At 65.2% G+C, this 16104-nt stretch carries 21 protein-coding genes, 1 tRNA gene and 2 pseudogenes; 9 read left to right on the top strand and 15 right to left on the bottom strand.

Going from position 1 to position 16104, the window contains the following annotated elements; all coding sequences use genetic code 11:
- Positions 1 to 109: 109 nt before the first annotated feature.
- The gene (dgcN, locus tag ABFB10_RS13190; RefSeq protein ID WP_347166862.1) at positions 110 to 1111 is read right to left on the bottom strand and encodes an N-acetyltransferase DgcN; all 1002 of its coding nucleotides are present in this window, start codon (positions 1109 to 1111) and stop codon (positions 110 to 112) included.
- Positions 1112 to 1375: 264 nt separating this feature from the next.
- Between dgcN and ABFB10_RS13185 the strand changes: the two genes are divergently transcribed.
- Both ABFB10_RS13185 and ABFB10_RS13180 read left to right on the top strand, forming a co-directional pair.
- Positions 1376 to 2335 (top strand): L-malyl-CoA/beta-methylmalyl-CoA lyase, encoded by a 960-nt coding sequence (locus ABFB10_RS13185; RefSeq protein WP_347166861.1) that lies wholly within the window; start codon positions 1376 to 1378, stop codon positions 2333 to 2335.
- A gap of 189 nt (positions 2336 to 2524) precedes the next feature.
- Positions 2525 to 3169 carry a hypothetical protein gene (locus tag ABFB10_RS13180; RefSeq protein ID WP_347166860.1) on the top strand — a complete coding sequence of 215 codons (645 nt, stop codon included), beginning with the start codon at positions 2525 to 2527 and terminating at the stop codon, positions 3167 to 3169.
- A gap of 206 nt (positions 3170 to 3375) precedes the next feature.
- On the opposite strand, the gene ABFB10_RS13175 is transcribed toward ABFB10_RS13180, so the two are convergent.
- A complete protein-coding gene (locus ABFB10_RS13175) occupies positions 3376 to 3828 on the bottom strand; it encodes an Lrp/AsnC family transcriptional regulator (protein ID WP_347166859.1) in 453 nt (150 codons plus the stop codon).
- A gap of 72 nt (positions 3829 to 3900) precedes the next feature.
- Here ABFB10_RS13175 and ABFB10_RS13170 point away from each other — a divergent pair, with 72 nt between their 5' ends.
- On the top strand, positions 3901 to 4575 hold the full coding sequence (locus tag ABFB10_RS13170) for a LysE family translocator (protein ID WP_347166858.1): 675 nt from the start codon (positions 3901 to 3903) through the stop codon (positions 4573 to 4575).
- On the opposite strand, the gene ABFB10_RS13165 is transcribed toward ABFB10_RS13170, so the two are convergent.
- Together ABFB10_RS13165 and ABFB10_RS13160 are read right to left on the bottom strand one after the other, a co-directional pair.
- Positions 4548 to 4817 (bottom strand): AraC family transcriptional regulator, encoded by a 270-nt coding sequence (locus ABFB10_RS13165; RefSeq protein WP_347166857.1) that lies wholly within the window; start codon positions 4815 to 4817, stop codon positions 4548 to 4550. The two genes, ABFB10_RS13170 and ABFB10_RS13165, sit on opposite strands and share 28 nt — an antisense overlap.
- Positions 4818 to 4819: 2 nt before the next feature.
- Entirely contained in the window at positions 4820 to 5410 is a 591-nt protein-coding gene (locus tag ABFB10_RS13160) for a helix-turn-helix domain-containing protein (RefSeq protein ID WP_347166856.1), read from the bottom strand.
- Between the two features lie 112 nt (positions 5411 to 5522).
- On the opposite strand from ABFB10_RS13160, the pseudogene ABFB10_RS13155 reads away from it, so the two are divergent.
- Positions 5523 to 6486: pseudogene (locus tag ABFB10_RS13155) on the top strand (acetyl-CoA carboxylase carboxyltransferase subunit alpha).
- Positions 6487 to 6888: 402 nt separating this feature from the next.
- Here ABFB10_RS13155 and ABFB10_RS13150 read toward each other — a convergent pair.
- Together ABFB10_RS13150 and ABFB10_RS13145 are read right to left on the bottom strand one after the other, a co-directional pair.
- Positions 6889 to 7533, bottom strand: coding sequence for a GntR family transcriptional regulator (locus tag ABFB10_RS13150; protein WP_347166855.1), 645 nt, complete (start codon positions 7531 to 7533; stop codon positions 6889 to 6891).
- 302 nt (positions 7534 to 7835) lie between these two features.
- Positions 7836 to 8527 (bottom strand): annotated as a pseudogene (locus ABFB10_RS13145) (M48 family metallopeptidase).
- A gap of 104 nt (positions 8528 to 8631) precedes the next feature.
- On the opposite strand from ABFB10_RS13145, the gene ABFB10_RS13140 reads away from it, so the two are divergent.
- The 3 genes from ABFB10_RS13140 to ABFB10_RS13130 all read left to right on the top strand — a co-directional run bounded on the left by ABFB10_RS13140 (position 8632) and on the right by ABFB10_RS13130 (position 9831).
- Entirely contained in the window at positions 8632 to 8955 is a 324-nt protein-coding gene (locus ABFB10_RS13140) for a TIGR02300 family protein (protein WP_347166854.1), read from the top strand.
- A 92-nt stretch (positions 8956 to 9047) separates the two neighbouring features.
- Positions 9048 to 9123, top strand: a tRNA-Ala gene (locus ABFB10_RS13135).
- Positions 9124 to 9291: 168 nt separating this feature from the next.
- Positions 9292 to 9831 (top strand): AAA family ATPase, encoded by a 540-nt coding sequence (locus ABFB10_RS13130; RefSeq protein ID WP_347166853.1) that lies wholly within the window; start codon positions 9292 to 9294, stop codon positions 9829 to 9831.
- Positions 9832 to 10074: 243 nt separating this feature from the next.
- Here the strand turns inward: ABFB10_RS13130 and ABFB10_RS13125 are convergent, their stop codons facing one another.
- From ABFB10_RS13125 to ABFB10_RS13090, 8 genes are all read right to left on the bottom strand, one after another.
- Positions 10075 to 10377: a hypothetical protein gene (locus ABFB10_RS13125; RefSeq protein WP_347166852.1), complete on the bottom strand. Its 303-nt coding sequence runs from the start codon at positions 10375 to 10377 to the stop codon at positions 10075 to 10077.
- Between the two features lie 62 nt (positions 10378 to 10439).
- Positions 10440 to 10934, bottom strand: a complete 495-nt coding sequence (locus ABFB10_RS13120) for a VOC family protein (RefSeq protein WP_347166851.1) — start codon at positions 10932 to 10934, stop codon at positions 10440 to 10442.
- Positions 10935 to 10966: 32 nt separating this feature from the next.
- Positions 10967 to 11908, bottom strand: coding sequence for an alpha/beta fold hydrolase (locus ABFB10_RS13115; protein ID WP_347166850.1), 942 nt, complete (start codon positions 11906 to 11908; stop codon positions 10967 to 10969).
- Complete coding sequence (locus ABFB10_RS13110) at positions 11905 to 12558, bottom strand: glutathione S-transferase family protein (protein WP_347166849.1); 654 nt, start codon at positions 12556 to 12558, stop codon at positions 11905 to 11907. The genes ABFB10_RS13115 and ABFB10_RS13110 overlap by 4 nt, the downstream gene beginning before the upstream one ends.
- 4 nt (positions 12559 to 12562) lie before the next feature.
- The gene (locus ABFB10_RS13105) at positions 12563 to 12916 is read right to left on the bottom strand and encodes a DUF1428 domain-containing protein (protein WP_347166848.1); all 354 of its coding nucleotides are present in this window, start codon (positions 12914 to 12916) and stop codon (positions 12563 to 12565) included.
- Between the two features lie 39 nt (positions 12917 to 12955).
- Positions 12956 to 13255, bottom strand: coding sequence for a glutathione S-transferase family protein (locus ABFB10_RS13100; protein ID WP_347166847.1), 300 nt, complete (start codon positions 13253 to 13255; stop codon positions 12956 to 12958).
- The gene (locus ABFB10_RS13095; RefSeq protein ID WP_347166846.1) at positions 13252 to 13635 is read right to left on the bottom strand and encodes a glutathione S-transferase N-terminal domain-containing protein; all 384 of its coding nucleotides are present in this window, start codon (positions 13633 to 13635) and stop codon (positions 13252 to 13254) included. The genes ABFB10_RS13100 and ABFB10_RS13095 overlap by 4 nt, the downstream gene beginning before the upstream one ends.
- Complete coding sequence (locus ABFB10_RS13090; RefSeq protein WP_347166845.1) at positions 13625 to 14059, bottom strand: VOC family protein; 435 nt, start codon at positions 14057 to 14059, stop codon at positions 13625 to 13627. Before ABFB10_RS13090 ends, ABFB10_RS13095 begins: the two co-directional genes overlap by 11 nt.
- 46 nt (positions 14060 to 14105) lie before the next feature.
- On the opposite strand from ABFB10_RS13090, the gene ABFB10_RS13085 reads away from it, so the two are divergent.
- Positions 14106 to 14576: a winged helix-turn-helix transcriptional regulator gene (locus tag ABFB10_RS13085; protein ID WP_347166844.1), complete on the top strand. Its 471-nt coding sequence runs from the start codon at positions 14106 to 14108 to the stop codon at positions 14574 to 14576.
- Here the strand turns inward: ABFB10_RS13085 and ABFB10_RS13080 are convergent.
- Complete coding sequence (locus ABFB10_RS13080; protein WP_347168083.1) at positions 14522 to 14821, bottom strand: hypothetical protein; 300 nt, start codon at positions 14819 to 14821, stop codon at positions 14522 to 14524. The two genes, ABFB10_RS13085 and ABFB10_RS13080, sit on opposite strands and share 55 nt — an antisense overlap.
- A 301-nt stretch (positions 14822 to 15122) precedes the next feature.
- Here ABFB10_RS13080 and ABFB10_RS13075 point away from each other — a divergent pair, with 301 nt between their 5' ends.
- A complete protein-coding gene (locus ABFB10_RS13075) occupies positions 15123 to 15932 on the top strand; it encodes a cyclase family protein (protein WP_347166843.1) in 810 nt (269 codons plus the stop codon).
- Positions 15933 to 16104: the final 172 nt, after the last annotated feature.

Below are 16104 nucleotides of genomic sequence, written 5' to 3'. Positions count from 1 at the left end.
AAATACCTCTGCCCCGGCCAGCCGCAAGCGCGGACCCCGCCACCGGGGCGCCGCCACGGGACGGCGGGCGGGGCGCCTTTCGCGTCAGCGAAACAGCGCCGTCCCGGCGTCAGATTGCCTCCAGCGCCTCGGCCAGGCGCCCGGCCCCATGGCGGAACGGATCGACCGTCGGCAGGCCCAGCCGGGCCTCGACCTCGGCGCAATAGGCCGCGGCCTCATCCTCGCCCATGTGCTGCGTATTGATCGAGACCCCGACGACCGCGCAAGCCGGGTTCGCCACCCGCGCCAGCATCAGCGCCGAATCGCGCACCTGCTCCAGCGTCGGCAGGGCATAGCCCGGCAACCCGCGCATATGGGTCCGCGTCGGTTCGTGGCACAGGATCAGCGCGTCCGGCTGGCCGCCGTGGATCAGCGCCATGGTCACCCCCGAGAAGGAGACGTGGAACAGGCTCCCCTGCCCCTCGATCACGTCCCAGTGGTCCGGGTCGTTGTCCGGCGTCAGGTATTCGATCGACCCGGCCATGAAATCCGCGATCACCGCGTCCAGCGGCACGCCGTCGCCGGTGATCAGGATGCCGGTCTGGCCGGTGGCGCGGAAGGTCGCCTTCATGCCCCGCTCCTGCATCGCCCTGTCCAGCGCCAGTGCCGTGTACATCTTGCCCACCGAGCAATCGGTGCCCACCGCCAGAACGCGCTTGCCGGTCCGCTTCCTGCCGTCCGCGATGGGATAGTCGACAGAGGGAATGCGCACATCGTGCAGCGCCCGCCCGGTCTCTTCGGCCACCGCCGCAAGATCCTTCTCGTTGCGCAAGAGGTTGTGCAGACCGGACGCAAGGTCAAAGCCCTCTTCCAGCGCCTCGACCAGCACCTTCTTCCAGGCGGCGGAGATCCTGCCGCCCCGGTTCGCCACGCCGATCACCAGCGTCTTGGCGCCCGCCGCCCCGGCCTCGGCCAGCGTCATGTCGGGCAGCTTCAGGTCGGCCTTGCAGCCCTCCATCCGGTACTGGCCGACACAATTGTCGGGGCGCCAGTCGCGGATGCCCTGGGCCACCTTGGCGGCCAGCCCGTCCGGGGCGTCTCCGAGGAACAGCAGGTACGGCGTCTCGATCATGATGGTCCTTTCGTCTCGTCTTTCCTGCAGACTGCACGGTTTGGCCGGGATGTCCTGCCTGTCTGCGGCAGCCGCAGGGCGATTGCGCGAATATTCCACCAGACAGATGGGGTGGCGCGAAAGAACTTCCATTTCCGCGGCAGGATCCGGACGACGGCAGACGCTCATGCTGCAGGGCAGAAAAACAACTTGCGCCGCGCCACGCAATTTCCTAACCCGTGAGGCAGATCAAACGAAACATCCTTACCCAAAGGGGAATCGTCCATGTCCTTCCGCATCCAGCCCGCCGCGCCCGCGCGTCCCAACCGCTGCCAGCTCTTCGGTCCGGCCTCGAACACCAAGCTGCCGCCCAAGATGGCCGCCAGCGCGGCGGACGTGATCAACCTCGACCTCGAGGATTCGGTCGCCCCCGACGACAAGGACACCGCCCGCAAGCTGGCGATCGAGGCCATCGGCGACGTCGACTGGGGCACCAAGACCCTCTCGGTCAGGATCAACGGCCTCGACACGCCATGGTGGTATCGCGACGTGGTCGACCTTTTGGAACAGGCGAGCGACCGGCTCGACCAGATCATGATCCCCAAGGTCGGCTGCGCCGGTGACATCTACGCCGTCGACGCGCTGGTCACCGCCGTGGAGCGCGCCAAGGGCCGCACCAAGCCGATCAAGTTCGAGGTCATCATCGAAAGCGCCGCGGGCATCGCCCATGTCGAGGAGATCGCCGCCGCCTCGCCCCGGATGGAGGCCATGAGCCTTGGCGCCGCCGACTTCGCCGCCTCCATGGGCATGGCGACCACCGGCATCGGCGGCACGCAGGAAAACTACTACATGATCCGCGAGGGGCAGAAGCACTGGTCGGACCCCTGGCACTGGGCGCAGGCCGCCATCGTCGCCGCCTGCCGCACCCATGGCGTGCTGCCCGTGGACGGCCCCTTCGGCGACTTCTCGGACGACGAGGGCTATCGCGCACAGGCCCTGCGCTCGGCAACGCTGGGCATGGTCGGCAAATGGGCGATCCACCCCAAGCAGGTGGCGCTGGCCAACGAGGTCTTCACCCCCTCGGCGGAAGCGGTGACCGAGGCGCGCGAGATCCTCGCCGCCATGGAAGAGGCAAAGGCCAAGGGCGAAGGCGCCACGGTCTACAAGGGCCGCCTCGTGGACATCGCCTCGATCAAGCAGGCCGAGGTGATCGTGCGCCAATCCGAGATGATCGCGGCGGGCTAGGTCCCACGGGGGCGCTGCGCGGCACCGAAGAACGGCCCCGGTCGCCTGTCGCGCATGATACGGAGCGGAGGCGAGCCCCGCCCACCACCGCCCGATGGGAGGCAACCGGCGTCCGACCGAATTTTCGGGCGCTGGTGATAGCGCGTGACCGCTTTGCGGACAAAGCTGCCGTTAGCCGAAAGATATCCTATGGCGGCTCTTGTTTTCGTCGACTACCTTTGCCGTATCCTGCGCAAGGACTATGAGGGTGTAGTGGAAGACATTGGCTGGAAATTATTTGTTGTTCAGATGGTTGTGGCGGTAGCTTGGCCTGCGGCGTTTGTGATCGTGGCGTTTGGGTTCCGAAAAGAGTTGAAAGCTCTTCTTTCTCGCCTAAAGGCACTGAAGGTATCTGGAGCGGAAGTTGGTTTCTCAGAGCTTCTGGATGAAGCTTCGCGTGAAGCGGCGGTTATTCCTACAATGCAGACCCCGTCCGCCATGATTGATATCGATGAGGAGGTAGTGTCGAAGCACCCGCACTTCGCAGTGATTGAGGCGTGGAGAGCGATAGAGGCGGAGGTCTCAAGTTTGATGAAGGTAGTGGATCCAGCGCTTCCCAGACACGAAATAAACGGCTTCCGTTCACTCCGGATGCTACGAAAGACTGAGTTAATTCCCTCTGAGGTTCTGGAGTTGTTGGAAGACTTGCGGCGTATTCGAAACGCTGCGGTTCATGACGAAGAGCCCAATATCACTAAAGGACAAGCATTGGAATTTTTATCAATCGCATCAAGAGTAGAAGATGCATTGAAGCGTGCGCGAGGCAGTTTGCCAAGTAAGAGCGCGGCGAACTGATCACGGCTTCCCATTCAAGGCTCGTCTGCACAGCGGGCTTTCGAAAGGGCACGCAGCATCCGTTACTCCGGGCTCGAACCGGTCACTGCGCCCCAAGCCCTCGCCGTATCTCAAGCGCGTCACTGAACGCAGTGGACTCGCACGGCGCCGCGCGTGAACACTCCCCTCTTGTTGCACATCAAACCGGGCCCGGGGTCGGCTCCGCGCTATTTCCTGTGATCCACCGGCGAGGCGATGACCATGTAGGTGGTCAGCGTGTTCACCTGCGGCAGCGCGCCGAGGATGTCGGTGTGGAAATGCTTGTAGGCGGCGAGGTCCCGGGTCTCGACCCGCAGCAGGTATTCCACCGCGCCGGTGATGTTGTGGCACTCGCGCACCTCGGGTGCGGCGGCCATGGCGCGCTCGAAGGATTCCTGCGAGGCCTTGGTGTGCCGGTTCAGCCCCACCGCGAGATAGGCGACGAAGCCCACGCCGGTCTTCTCGGGGCTGATCGTGGCGCGGTAGCCGGTGATGACGCCCGCCTTCTCCAGCGCCTGCACGCGGCGCAGGCAGGCCGAGGGCGACAGCCCCACCTTTTCCGCCAGCGCAAGGTTCGACTGGCGCCCGTCGCGCGACAGGGCTTGCAATATTCGGCGGTCGATCTGGTCCATTTCGCTCATTTGTTGCAAGATTAGCCCCACAGAGAGGCAATATGCAATTCAATCGCGCGCGGCGCGCCGCAGGGTTGCGCCATGACACAGGACCTCTTCCTTGCGCTTGCGCTTTTCTGCTTTGTGACCGTGGCCTCTCCGGGACCGAACAACCTGATGCTGATGGCCTCGGGGGCCAACTTCGGCTTTCGCCGGACCCTGCCGCATCTGGCGGGCGTGGTCTGGGGCCTGCCGGTGATGATCCTGCCGGTCGGGCTGGGGGTGATGCAGGTCTTCACGCTCTGGCCGTGGACGCAGGACGTGCTGAGCACCCTTTGCCTTGCCTACCTGCTGTGGCTGGCGTGGAAGATCGCCCATGCCGCGCCCCCCGCCCGGGCAGAGGCAACCGCCCGCCCGCTGAGCCTGTGGCAGGCGGCGGGGTTCCAGTGGGTCAACCCCAAGGCATGGACCATGGCCACTGGGGGCGATCACGCTTTACGCCGCCGCGCGGGACCTGCCGTCGATCCTCTGGGTCGCGGGCACCTATGCGGGCATCGGCACGCTTACCTGCTCGGCCTGGGTGCTGATGGGCACCGGCATCCGGCGCCTGCTGGCCCGGCCCGAGCGGTTGCGGTGGTTCAACCGGGCCATGGCGGTGTTGCTGGTGGCCTCGGTCCTGCCCATGATGCGATAGGACCGACGGCCCCCGGCGCCCCTGTCAAGGGGCACCGGGCGCTGCCCGCCCTGCCCTACGCAGCCGTGACGGAAGCCGGTTGAAGCGGCATGAAGATCTTCGTCACCAGATCCTGTGGCGCCGTCTCCTGTGGCGAGTTCATATACAGCTCCATGCACGGCGCCTCTGCCGCCTCTTCGCCCGACGCGGGCAGCCAGCTGCCGAAGAACCAGTCGTAGCAGCCTTTCAGGCCCGCGTAGGGGCCGGTGTAGGTGGCCACGGCATAGCGCTGCGCCGGCACGCGGATCTCTTCCAGCCCCTCGGGCATGGCGAAGTCCTGCGGCACGATTATCCCGGCGTGGGACCGCAGGTCCGCCTCGGGCACCAGAATCCGGGTCGTCGTAGTAAAGACCGATCATGCCCCGCCCCTGCGGCCAGAGCCCGCGCGCCGTGAACACGGTGCTGACCTGCTCGAAGCTGCCCCCGATCTCGATGTAGGGGCCGCTGTGCGGCAGGGCGGCGATGCGGATCGGCTCTTCGAGCCGGGCGGATCTCGACGGGGTACATGGCGGGGTCTCCTTTGATGAAATCGGGATCCAGCGGATCGGGGCGGCCCGCCTTGCGGAAGGCGGCGGGCGTCATGGCGAACTGCGCCTTGAAGGTGCGGGCAAAACTCTGCGCGTTGTCATAGCCGGCGCGGGCGGCAATCGTCTCCAAGGGCCAGTCGGTCTGAACCAGCCAGCAGGCGGCGCGATGGGCACGGATGCGCCGGACCGCCTGCGCACAGGTCTCTCCGGTCATGCCGTGGAACACCCGGTGCCAGTGAAAGCGCGACATGGCCGCGACATCGGCCAGCGCGTCCAGCGACAGGTCCCCGTCCGGATTGTCGAAGATATACTGCCGAACGCGGCGGATGCGGGTCTCGTAGCTGGCTGTCATTCCGGTCTCCTGTCTGTGTCTTTCTATGGCAGACCCGCGCCCGACAAATCTTGCTTTGTTGCAAATGCCGCGCCGCGCAGCCATATAGCGCCCGACCCTCTGGAGGACCCCGATGACCCATTACCTCGACTTCGAGAAGCCGCTTGCAGAGATCGAAGGCAAGGCCGAAGAACTGCGCGCCATGGCCCGCGACAACGCGGAGATGGACATCGAGGACGAGGCCGGGGCGCTTGATCGCAAGGCTGCAACCCTGCTGAAGGACCTCTACGGCAAGCTGACGCCCTGGCGCAAATGCCAGGTCGCGCGCCACCCCGAACGTACCGCATTGCAAGGACTACATCGAGGCGCTGTTCACCGAATACATGCCGCTGGCCGGCGATCGCGGCTTTGCCGACGATCACGCCGTGATGGGCGGGCTGGCGCGCTTCGACGACACGCCGGTGGTGGTCATCGGCCACGAGAAGGGCAACGACACCCAAAGCCGGATCGAACGCAACTTCGGCATGGCCCGCCCCGAGGGCTACCGCAAGGCGATCCGCCTGATGGAGATGGCCGACCGCTTCGGCCTGCCGGTGATCACGCTGGTCGACACCCCCGGCGCCTACCCCGGCAAGGGTGCCGAAGAGCGCGGCCAGTCCGAGGCCATCGCCCGCTCGACCGAGAAATGCCTGCAGATCGGCGTGCCGCTGGTCTCGGTGGTGATCGGCGAAGGCGGGTCCGGCGGCGCGGTTGCCTTTGCCACCGCCAACCGCGTGGCGATGCTGGAACATTCGGTCTACTCGGTGATCTCGCCCGAAGGCTGCGCCTCGATCCTGTGGAAGGACAGCGACAAGATGCGCGAGGCCGCCGAGGCGCTGCGCCTGACCGCGCAGGACCTGCTGAACCTCGGCGTCTGCGACCGCATCATCCCCGAACCGCTGGGCGGCGCCCATCGCGACCGCGCGGCTGCCTTCGAAGGCGTGCGCGACGCGCTGCGGGCGCTGCTGGGCGATCTGGACGGCATGGACCGCGCCAAGCTGGTCGAGGCACGGCGCAAGAAATTCCTGTCGATGGGCTCCAAGGGCCTCGCCGCCTGAGACCCCGCCCGGCGCGGGCCGGTGCGGCCGGCAAGCGGATCAGCCGGGATCTGCGCAGCCATCCGGCCCGATGGGCAGGACTGCCGCCGCACGGCGGGCGGCGGCGAAAGCAGGTCGGGATCTGATCACGACGGCTTTGACCCGGGCCGCCCCAGATCGGGGCGATATATCGTCCGGGCCAGAGGCACCGGGGAAAACGGCCCCCGACGATGCCCTGCGGGGCCGGAGCCTTCAGGGGCGCTGAAACAACCCGCCCCCTTGCGCGCCGCCCCCGAAGGCCTTGCCTGCGGTTCTCGACCGAAGAAGCGGCGCCGCTCTGCACCAAGCACCAAGCACCAAGCACCAGACGTCTTCGACGCAGACTTCGCCGCTGCCGGGGTCTTCGTCGAAGACCACGGCCCTTCAGCTGACCAGCATACGCAGGCCCTGCGTCACGTCAGACCGCACGGCGAGGCGCAGGCTCGGCTCGTCCCCCGCTTTCAGCGCGGCAATGATCAGCCGGTGATACTGCGGCGCCTCGGTCCGGCGCAGCCGCCCGTAAAGCTCGCGCATGGTCGGCCCCAGTTGCAGCCAGACGGTTTCGGCCATGGCCAGCATCGCGGGCGCCTGCGCGCGCAGGTAGAGCGTGCGGTGGAATTCGAGGTTGCCGCGGATGTAGCCCACCGCATCGCGGTTCGACACGACGTCCGTGATGGCATTGTTGATCGTCTGCAGCCGTTCGATCAGGGCCATGTGGGCGCGCGGCAGGGCGCGCGAGGCAAGCTCTACCTCGATCAGGGCGCGCAGCGCCGCCAGTTCCTCGATCCGCTCGTTCGACAGTTCCGGCGTCTGGACCCGGCCCGAGGACGACATCGACAGCGCCCCCTCGGCCACCAGCCGGTTCACCGCCTCCCGCGCGGGGGTCATGGAGACGCCGAATTCCCGCCCCAGCCCACGCAGCGTCAGGGCCTGCCCCGGCGGGATCTGCCCCAGCATGATGCGGGTGCGCAGGCCGCGATAGACGCGGTCGTGGGCAGGGGCATTGTCAGGCTTGGCACTGGGGGTCATAGGGCGCTTGTGATCACGAAATCGGGCCGGGTCAAGCCACCATGGGCAGCGCCGCACCCCGGTTTTTTCTTGTCTGGCGTGCAACCCAAGGCGGGGTTCGCGCGTGTACCTCGCAAGACGGCGCGTATTGTCGTGCCTGTCCTCGCCGAAAGTCCCGACCCCTCGTCCCGGGGGCGGCGACCGACGGCACCCGGCCTGGATGGGCGGCGGGCTTTGTCCCCCCGTCGTCCCCTTGCCAAGGGGCCGTGCCCGCTATCCCCCGGGTACGGCCCTTCCCCGCCCCTGCGTCAGTCGAACCTGCGTCAGTCGAAGCGGTAGCGATGCAGTTCCGAGCCATGATCCCGCAGCCAGCGCCGCGGGGCCTTCCAGTCGCCGTACAGGCGTTCGACCTCTGCCCAGAAGTCGGGCGAATGGTTCATGTGCCGCAGATGCGCGACCTCATGCGCCGCGACATAGTCCAGCACCTGCGGGTGCCCGAGGATCAGCCGCCAGGAATACATCAACCCGCCGTCATGGGTGCAGGATCCCCAGCGGGAACGGGTGTCGCGCAGCGTCAGGCGGCTGTAGGGCCGCCCCAGCGCCGCGGCGTACCGGTCCGAGGCCTCTGACAGGCGGTCGCGGGCGCGGCTGCGCAGCCAGCCCTTCAGCCGCGCGGCCATGCGGTCGGGCTCTCCGGGCACCAGCAGCAGCCCCTCGGCCTGAACCACCGAACGGCTAGGAGGCCGACGCGGATCTCGTGCAGGACACCTTCGACCGGCAGGCGGGCGCCGGGGCCGACCACCACCGCCGCCTGGCGCTTGGCAAGATGGCCGCGCAGCCACTCTTCCTTGTCGCGCAGAAAGCGCAGCCCTTCCCTTTCAGAGACCGCCTGCGGCAGGGTCAGCGTGACCCGTCCGTCCAGTTGCGAGACCCGCAACGACAGCCTGCGCGCCCGCGCCGAGCGGCGCAGCATCACGCTGATCTCCGGATTTCCGCCGAGCCTTATCTGCCCCATGTGCCGCCTGCCCCCACACGGCCCGCAAAGCCTTTGACAACCCCATCGTCCTATGGCATGGCCCCCGGATTGTCGACAGCACCATGAGTTGAAGGGGATCACCCATGCCCAAGGAAGAATGGGGCACGAAGCGCGTCTGCCCGACCACCGGGAAGCGCTTTTACGACCTGAACCGCAATCCGATCGTCAGCCCCTACACCGGCGAGGTCGTCAACCTGGAAACCGGCAAGCGCAGCATGATCGCGGCGGATGCCGCAGACGCCGCGTCCAAGGCGAAGGCCAAGAAGGACGAAGACGAGGACGATCTTCTGGATGATGACGACGTCGATGTCGATCTGGACGACGACGATGTGCTCGAAGACGAGGATGACGACAACGTCTCTCTCGACGAGATCACCGACGTCTCGAACGAGGAAGACGAGTCCTGAAGTTTTTGCCGCGGGCAGGATTTTTCCGCTTGAACCTGCCCGCGGCATTGCGTAATCACCCCCGCACAGCGCCGGTGACGGCGCAAGGAAATGGGGCCTTAGCTCAGCTGGGAGAGCGCTTGCATGGCATGCAAGAGGTCAGGGGTTCGATCCCCCTAGGCTCCACCATTTCCCCCTGAAAAGAACCAGATAGTTCTGCCTTTATTGTCAGAAGATTTGCCTCTGCCGCGCAAACGGGTGTTGTTTTCCCTACGAAAATCCATGCTGCTTTGATCCGCGCCCTTCAGCAGGTCGATCGCTGCGCAGTCCTTCCCCTGTCAAACCCGAGGATGGCCCATGAGCGACCATTTCTTCGTCGTGACGGGCGGTCCCGGTGCGGGCAAGACCAGCCTCATCACCGAGCTTGCCCGTCGCGGCTTCCACACAATCCCCGAATCCGGTCGCGCGATCATTCGCGAGGAATTGCAGCGCGGCGGAGACGCCCTCCCCTGGGCGGACCGCATGGCCTATGCCGAACGGATGCTTGAGCGCGACCTCCGCGCCTACAGCGCCGCACAGGCACTCTCAGGCCCCGTGATCTTCGATCGAGGCATTCCCGACATCATGGGCTACCTGACGCTCTGCGGCCTCCCCGTGCCGCCCCACGTCGCCGCTACGGCCAAGGCAGCCCGTTACAACGCCCGCGTCTTCCTGACACCCTACTGGGACGAGATCTTCACGCAAGACAGCGAACGCAAGCAGACCCGCGCCGAAGCCGAAGCGACCTGTGCCGTCATGCGGGAGACCTACACCGCGCTCGGATACCAAATCACGGAGTTGCCACGCGCCGACATTGCAACACGCGCCGACTTTGTCTGCTCGCAATTAGCGATCTGACCGTGATCTCCAGCTAGAGAGAGAACCTGCTGAAGCGGACAAACCGCGTGGTTTCTCCGGCCTCCCGCTGCCTGACACTCTCGGTCCGGATCTGCCTTCACGCCAGGCGCGACGAAAGACCGGTGGCTTCGCACTGCGGCTCGTTCAACGACAGCCACATCCTCTGGTGAAAACGTGTTCATGTTTGGGACAGGCCCGGTCGCAGACTTCGTCCTGAGCGGTTGGCAAGGAGGCATGGCCCCTTCACACGTGGGTCTTGATCGACACCACGCGACTGGCTTTGCTGTTCGTGAACTCGAATACGTGGCAGAAAGAACGCTTCAAGCCATTTGTCAGGGTTCTTTCCCCGCTGGCCATGCCGACCTTGCCGTGTGAGATCGCGTGCTCGACCCAGATCTTCATCGGCAGACGGATCGAAGACAATGCCTGAAGGACCGCCGCCTGACCTTCGACCGTCTCTGTCGAAGACCGGATCCATGTGACCTCCGGATCAAAGATCCCGGTAGAAGCGACACCGGTCTCCAAGGCAATTGCGATGTCCTGCACGAATGCATTCTTCGGGGAGTTCCCGCAATCCGCGCTCCAGATGATCTCCGTCGGGCCCCTGGTCATGGCTGCGGTTCGCCACGCAAGGCGGCCTCGATCAAAGCGATCTCGATCCTGCGCATCTTCATCATGGCGACTTGTGCGCGGGCCGAGGCTGCAGCGTCCGGGTGCGACAGCGCCTCCATCAGGACCCGGGGTGTAATCTGCCAGCGAAAGCCCCAGCGATCCTTGCACCAGCCACACATGATCTCTTCGCCGCCATTGCCGACGATCGCATCCCAAAGCCTGTCCGTCTCGGCCTGATCCTCGGTATAGACCTGGAGCGAGTAGGCATCGTTGGGCTGTACATGCGGGCCGGCATTGAGCAACGCATAGGGCAGCCCCATCAGCGTCATCTCCACGATCTGAACGCTGCCCGCCGGCCCGCCGGGCGTATTGCCGGGAAACCGGATCACCTGGTCCACATGGCTGCCTGGAAAGGTTGCGGCATAGAACTCGGCCGCCGCCTCAGCCTCGGTGTCAAACCAGAGAAATACCGCTGCCTTTCGCTTTTGCATCGTCTGTCTCCTTTGCGATTGAGGGCGCGCTCTCAGTCTTCGGCCGTTGTGATCCGGTGCTCGATCAGGGGCAGCAGCCAGTCGGGGCGGCTCATGATCGAAAGGTGTGTGGTGTCCGGCAGGACCGCCAGCTGGGCGCCCGAAAGGGTCGCCATGCGTGCACCATGGCCGACCGGGGTGAAGTCACTGTCGCCGAGGGCGAGCAGGGTCGGCACCGCGAGCGTGGCAAGCTCCTGATCGCTCCAGCCCCAGTCGGTGACAATGAAGGCCTGCAGCTGCGCAAATGTGCGCTGGAACTGCTCCGGGCCATCCGGGTTGTCGGCGAAACCCGCCCGCATGCGGGCGAAGTCCTCTTCGCTCGGCACCAGCTCCAGCGCCTCCGGTGAAGGCGTGGCCTGTGGGTTCCGGTTCATCTCCGCGATGGCCGGATGCATCCCGTCGAGGTTCTGGCTGGCCGAGATCGCGGTCAGCGTGGCAAGGCGCTCTGGCGCGAAAACACCCAGATCCAGCGCCAACATGCCGCCCATGGAGAAGCCCACCACATGAACCCGCTCGACGTCGAGCGCGTCCAGCACGGCCAGGGTGTCTGTCCGCATCGCATCCAGAGACAGCGGCGCGTCCCGTCCGCCCGTCCGCCCATGGCCCTGCTGTTCCACCCCGATCACCGGGCGCCTTGCGGCGAGGGACGGCAAGAGGGCACCGAAGTCCCCTTCGATTGTGCCCATGCCGCCATGGAGCACGAGAAATGGCACCATACCGGAGCCGAGATCGCCGTGTACCTGATAATAGATCCCGAGATCCCCGGACATGGCCCGGCCCTCGGTGTCCTGCGCCAGCGCCGGCGTGGCCATCGCCCCGACAAGGGCCGAGGCCTGCATGGCCCCCATGCAGGACCGTGAAGTCGAAGTCAGGGTCATCATTTCCTCCTCCCATGCGTTGTGGTCTTCCGCCGGGAACGGCAAGTCGCCGTTCATGCCCCGCGGGTCTCGTCGGCCCTGGAGAAATGCGCGATCTGGTCCGCATGTGCTTTGCAATAGGCCGGTCGCGCGCAAACCCGATCGATGTAGGCATCCGTTGCGGGATAATGGCCGATCCCGCAGATCCAGGGCGGACGCAGGACGTCGGCCAGGATCAAGTCCGCCGCGGTAAAGCGATCATCCACCAGCCAGTCGCGCGCCGACAGGACGTCTTCCAGAACAGCGAGACGGGCCCGCAGCCAACCCTCCAACGGGTTCTCCGGCGGGGACGACAGCCCGACGACCCACCAGGGCACGCTGACCATCTCGACCGAGTTCAGGGCCGACAGGACCCAGGACAGGGTTTCCGCCCGCAGCCCCCTCTCCTGCGGCATGAGCGTTTCGCTCTTCTCCGAGAGATGCAGCAGGCAGGCGCCGCTTTCGAACAGGCTGACATCCCCGTCCGTCAGGTAGGGCACCTGCCCGAAGGGCTGCATGGCAAGATGCTCTGCCCCGCGATCCTCGAAGGGCACGGAGTCCACGCGATAGCTTAGCCCGGCCTCTTCGCAGGCCCAGCGAAGCCGCAGGTCACGCACGTAGCCCCGCGGCCCCTCCGGCACCCAATCGAAGGTCCAGATCGTCAGCTGCTCTGGTGCCGTCTGGTTCATGGCGTCAGGCCTTGTCTTCGAAGATCGGCGTGAAGCTGCCCCACATCATGCGCTTGCCATCGAAGGGCATGTCCATCTCCTGCCAGCGCGGATCGGTCTGCATGCTGGCGCCGCACCTGTCGTGGCTTTCCTTGTCGGGCCAGATCATCCACGAGAAACAGACCGTCTCGCCGTCTTCCAACGCGACGGCCCGCCTGAAATCGGTATGCTCGCCCGCGGGCACCTGATCGCCCCAGGTCTCCATGATTTGCAGGGCCCCGTATTCCTTGAACAGCGACCAGGCCTTGCGGGCGCTGTCGATGTAGGCCTGCTTGTTCCCGTTCGGCACTGGGGTCAGAAATCCGGCAACGTAGGTCATGCGAGTTCTCCTTGTTTCGCTTTAAGCTCCGCCATCCATTCATCGAAACCGGGCGGCGGATTGCCCGTGAAGCCGGCAAGCTGATCGGACAGGGCCTGTTTGAAGGCCGGTACGTTCGCTGGCCCGCGCGACATAGGCGGCGAGGTTGGGGAAGGCTTCGACGAGGCCCTCGCCCTCGATGATCCGCAGAACGCTGACCATCATCAGGTCGCCGGCAGAGAAACTGCCGCCGAACCACTCCGCGGTGCCGAGGCGATCGGACGCTTCCTGCAGGCGTTCGTTGATCCGCTCGTTGACGCCGGGAAGTCGCAGCTTGGCCCGAGGGCTCGGCCACTTCAAAAATCGTCATCTGCGCCCGATCCATGATCGGCGGCTCCAGAGTGTTCAGCGCGGCAAACAGCCATTCCAGCGACGCGCTCTGCCCCGCTGGCTCCGTCGTACCGCAGACCGGGGAACCGCTCTGCGACATGCCAGACGATCGCCCCGCTTTCGAACAGCGTGAGATCACCTTCCTCGTAGGTCGGAACCTGGCCGAAGGGCTGCAGCGCGCGATGCGCGGCTTCCTTCTGTTGCCCTTGTGAGAGATAGCGAACGGCGTAGTTCTGGCCCGTTTCCTCAAGTGCCCATCGAACCCGCAGGTCGCGGACCTGTCCCCGGGCAAAGTCCGGCACCCAGTCGTAGGCAGTGATTGTGATGGCGGCAGCAGGATCAATCGGCATTGGACACCTCCGCCGGACCTTTCTCGACGGCCTCGGCACTCATCCACATGGGTTCCCAGATATGACCATCGGGATCCGCAAAACTGCGTCCGTACATGAAGCCGTGGTCCTGCGCCGGGCATGGGTCGGCCATGCCCCCCGCAGAGACAGCCGCTTCGGTAATGGCATCAACCGCTGCCCTGTCTTCACGGCTGATGCAAAGCAGCACCTGCGCCTCCTGCGCCGGATCGACGCGGCGACGATCCGTGAAAGTTCCCCAGAGCTCATGGGTCAGCAGCATCACGCAAATGGTGTCCGACAGGACCATGCTGGCCGCCTGTTCGTTGCTGAACCGCGGGTCCCGGGAAAAGCCGATGGCCTCGTAAAATTCGACAGATCGCCTCAAGTCCGCGACCGGCAGGTTCACGAAGATCATTTGCGGCATTGCCATTCCTCCCTTGTCATATCGTAATTATGGACAGCGTAGCGGCATGAGGTTACAAAAAGCAACCATGAAGAAACAAAAAGTAACCAAGTCGGCGACATCCCCCCACGGACGGTGGTATGCAGATGCCTGCGGCACGGCCTTCGGGCTTGAACTTCTCGGCGAACGCTGGGCGATGCTGATCGTGCGAGAACTCATGTTCGGGCCTCGCCGCTTCAGTGATATCCGCGCAGAACTTCCAGGGCTCAGCTCCAAGGTCCTGACAGAACGCCTGGCCGGCCTGGAAACCAATGGTGTCGTCCTTCGCAGCACCGCCCTCCAGCCAGCTCCGGCGCAGCTTTATGGCCTGACGGAATGGGGATACGCGGTACGAGCCGATCCTGCAGGAGATCGGTACGCTGGGCCGCCGCATCGCCATTGCACGACCCGACGCTGCCACTCTCCCCCGTTTCCTTCATGCTGTCATTGCGCACCATGCTGGATAGGGCAGCCGCATGCGGCACGACCCTGGACATAGTCTTTCAAATCGGGACGGCGCAGTTCACCGCACGATTGGATGACGGCGCCATGCCGGTGGAACGCGGCGCGGCGGAACGGGCTGGTCTCCGCTTCAAAGCGCAAGCCGCGCCACCCCTCGCGGCTGTCTTTTACGGCGACGTGGCGCCCGAGGCGGCTGGCGTGGAAGTCTTCGGCGACGCCGCTCAGTGCCGAGACTTCATCGGGCTCTTCAACCTCCCGCAGCCCCAGGCGGACGTGGCACACCCTCGATAGTGGGGAAGCTTGGCCGAGCCTTGGCGCCTGGCAGCCCTGGCCTCTGTTGAATCTGCCCCGGCTCCCCAAGGCGCCGGTGTCACTGGTTGACTTCGACCCCGAGCCGACCTTCACGCCTTTGCCGGTGCTGCCCCCCGGCTTTCCGAATGCAGGCTTTAGCTCACACCGATGTCAGTTTCGGGCGCATAGGGTTTTTCCCGACACACGCACCCTGACCCGAAAAGACCGCCGATCCGGGCGGGAATGTGGTATCCTGTGCAGATCAGGACAATCAAAAAGCGGGGATAGCGCAATGTGCCACAGATGCGTGATGGAGACCGTAAAGCAGCGAATGCTGTCGCGACGGCAACTTCTGAGGACCGCGCCGACAGCGGCACTGGCTCTGACCGCTGCCGCACGCCCCGCGGGCGCTCAAGGCCAAGGCGGCGTGGCCGATCTGACCTACGTGGTAGATGAGGCCTTTCCGACGTGGTCCGGACCGCCCGGCATTTCACTCAAGCAGGAAGCAAAGTTCAGCGAGAGTGGCTTCAATGCAAACACCGTCACCGTCTTCGAACACACCGGCACGCATGTGGACGCGCCGCTACACTTCTCAGCCGACGGCCTTTCGGTGGAGGAAATTCCCGTTGGCAACCTGATCTGTTCGCTCTGCGTCATCGATATCAAGGAAAAGGCGGACACCGACATCGAGGCCCAAGTGACGCCGGATGACCTGACAGCCTGGATCGCCCGCAACGGGGACATACCGGACGGAGCTTGCGTGGCGATGAACGCGGGCTGGCAGGCGCATGTTGCCACTCCGAAGTTCGTGGGCTTCGACGACAATGGCGTGCGACATTACCCCGGCTTTCACGTCGAGGCGGCACAGATGCTGATGGAAGAGACCGGAGCGGTCTGTATTGCGACGGACTCGCCCTCGCTCGACATCGGATCGACGCAAGACTACGCGACGCATTACGCGTGGCTGCCCACGAACCGCTACGGGATCGAGAATGTCGCCAATCTGGATAGCGTGCCGGAGGCCGGGGCAACGCTCTTCGTTGGGGCGCCGACGCATCGAGGCGGCTCGGGAGGTCCAGCGCGGTTGATCGCGACCTTCTAGGCATTCAACGCGGAGCCCGCACCCAATGCCTGCCTCAACCTGCGACGCGCCCTCCTCTCTCCTCGACCGGGCGATTTGTCCTGCTCTTCTGCCGGCAGCACGACAACCCCTCCGGTTGATGAGACTTTTCGGAGACGCACCGACGCAGTTCGAAACGCCGGCAGAAAAGTGG

The sequence above is a fragment of the Ponticoccus litoralis genome (assembly GCF_039769985.1).
In the GTDB taxonomy this organism is placed as follows: domain Bacteria; phylum Pseudomonadota; class Alphaproteobacteria; order Rhodobacterales; family Rhodobacteraceae; genus Ponticoccus; species Ponticoccus litoralis.
This window is presented reverse-complemented; position numbering and strand designations above follow the sequence as displayed.

Coding starts and splice junctions, on each gene's coding strand:
- dgcN (WP_347166862.1), bottom strand. CDS start 1,111: ATGATCGAGACGCCGTACCTGCTGTTCCTCGGAGACGCCCCGGACGGG.
- ABFB10_RS13185 (WP_347166861.1), top strand. CDS start 1,376: ATGTCCTTCCGCATCCAGCCCGCCGCGCCCGCGCGTCCCAACCGCTGC.
- ABFB10_RS13180 (WP_347166860.1), top strand. CDS start 2,525: ATGGCGGCTCTTGTTTTCGTCGACTACCTTTGCCGTATCCTGCGCAAG.
- ABFB10_RS13175 (WP_347166859.1), bottom strand. CDS start 3,828: ATGAGCGAAATGGACCAGATCGACCGCCGAATATTGCAAGCCCTGTCG.
- ABFB10_RS13170 (WP_347166858.1), top strand. CDS start 3,901: ATGACACAGGACCTCTTCCTTGCGCTTGCGCTTTTCTGCTTTGTGACC.
- ABFB10_RS13160 (WP_347166856.1), bottom strand. CDS start 5,410: ATGACAGCCAGCTACGAGACCCGCATCCGCCGCGTTCGGCAGTATATC.
- ABFB10_RS13150 (WP_347166855.1), bottom strand. CDS start 7,533: ATGACCCCCAGTGCCAAGCCTGACAATGCCCCTGCCCACGACCGCGTC.
- ABFB10_RS13140 (WP_347166854.1), top strand. CDS start 8,632: ATGCCCAAGGAAGAATGGGGCACGAAGCGCGTCTGCCCGACCACCGGG.
- ABFB10_RS13130 (WP_347166853.1), top strand. CDS start 9,292: ATGAGCGACCATTTCTTCGTCGTGACGGGCGGTCCCGGTGCGGGCAAG.
- ABFB10_RS13120 (WP_347166851.1), bottom strand. CDS start 10,934: ATGCAAAAGCGAAAGGCAGCGGTATTTCTCTGGTTTGACACCGAGGCT.
- ABFB10_RS13115 (WP_347166850.1), bottom strand. CDS start 11,908: ATGAACGGCGACTTGCCGTTCCCGGCGGAAGACCACAACGCATGGGAG.
- ABFB10_RS13110 (WP_347166849.1), bottom strand. CDS start 12,558: ATGAACCAGACGGCACCAGAGCAGCTGACGATCTGGACCTTCGATTGG.
- ABFB10_RS13105 (WP_347166848.1), bottom strand. CDS start 12,916: ATGACCTACGTTGCCGGATTTCTGACCCCAGTGCCGAACGGGAACAAG.
- ABFB10_RS13095 (WP_347166846.1), bottom strand. CDS start 13,635: ATGCCGATTGATCCTGCTGCCGCCATCACAATCACTGCCTACGACTGG.
- ABFB10_RS13090 (WP_347166845.1), bottom strand. CDS start 14,059: ATGCCGCAAATGATCTTCGTGAACCTGCCGGTCGCGGACTTGAGGCGA.
- ABFB10_RS13085 (WP_347166844.1), top strand. CDS start 14,106: ATGAGGTTACAAAAAGCAACCATGAAGAAACAAAAAGTAACCAAGTCG.
- ABFB10_RS13075 (WP_347166843.1), top strand. CDS start 15,123: ATGTGCCACAGATGCGTGATGGAGACCGTAAAGCAGCGAATGCTGTCG.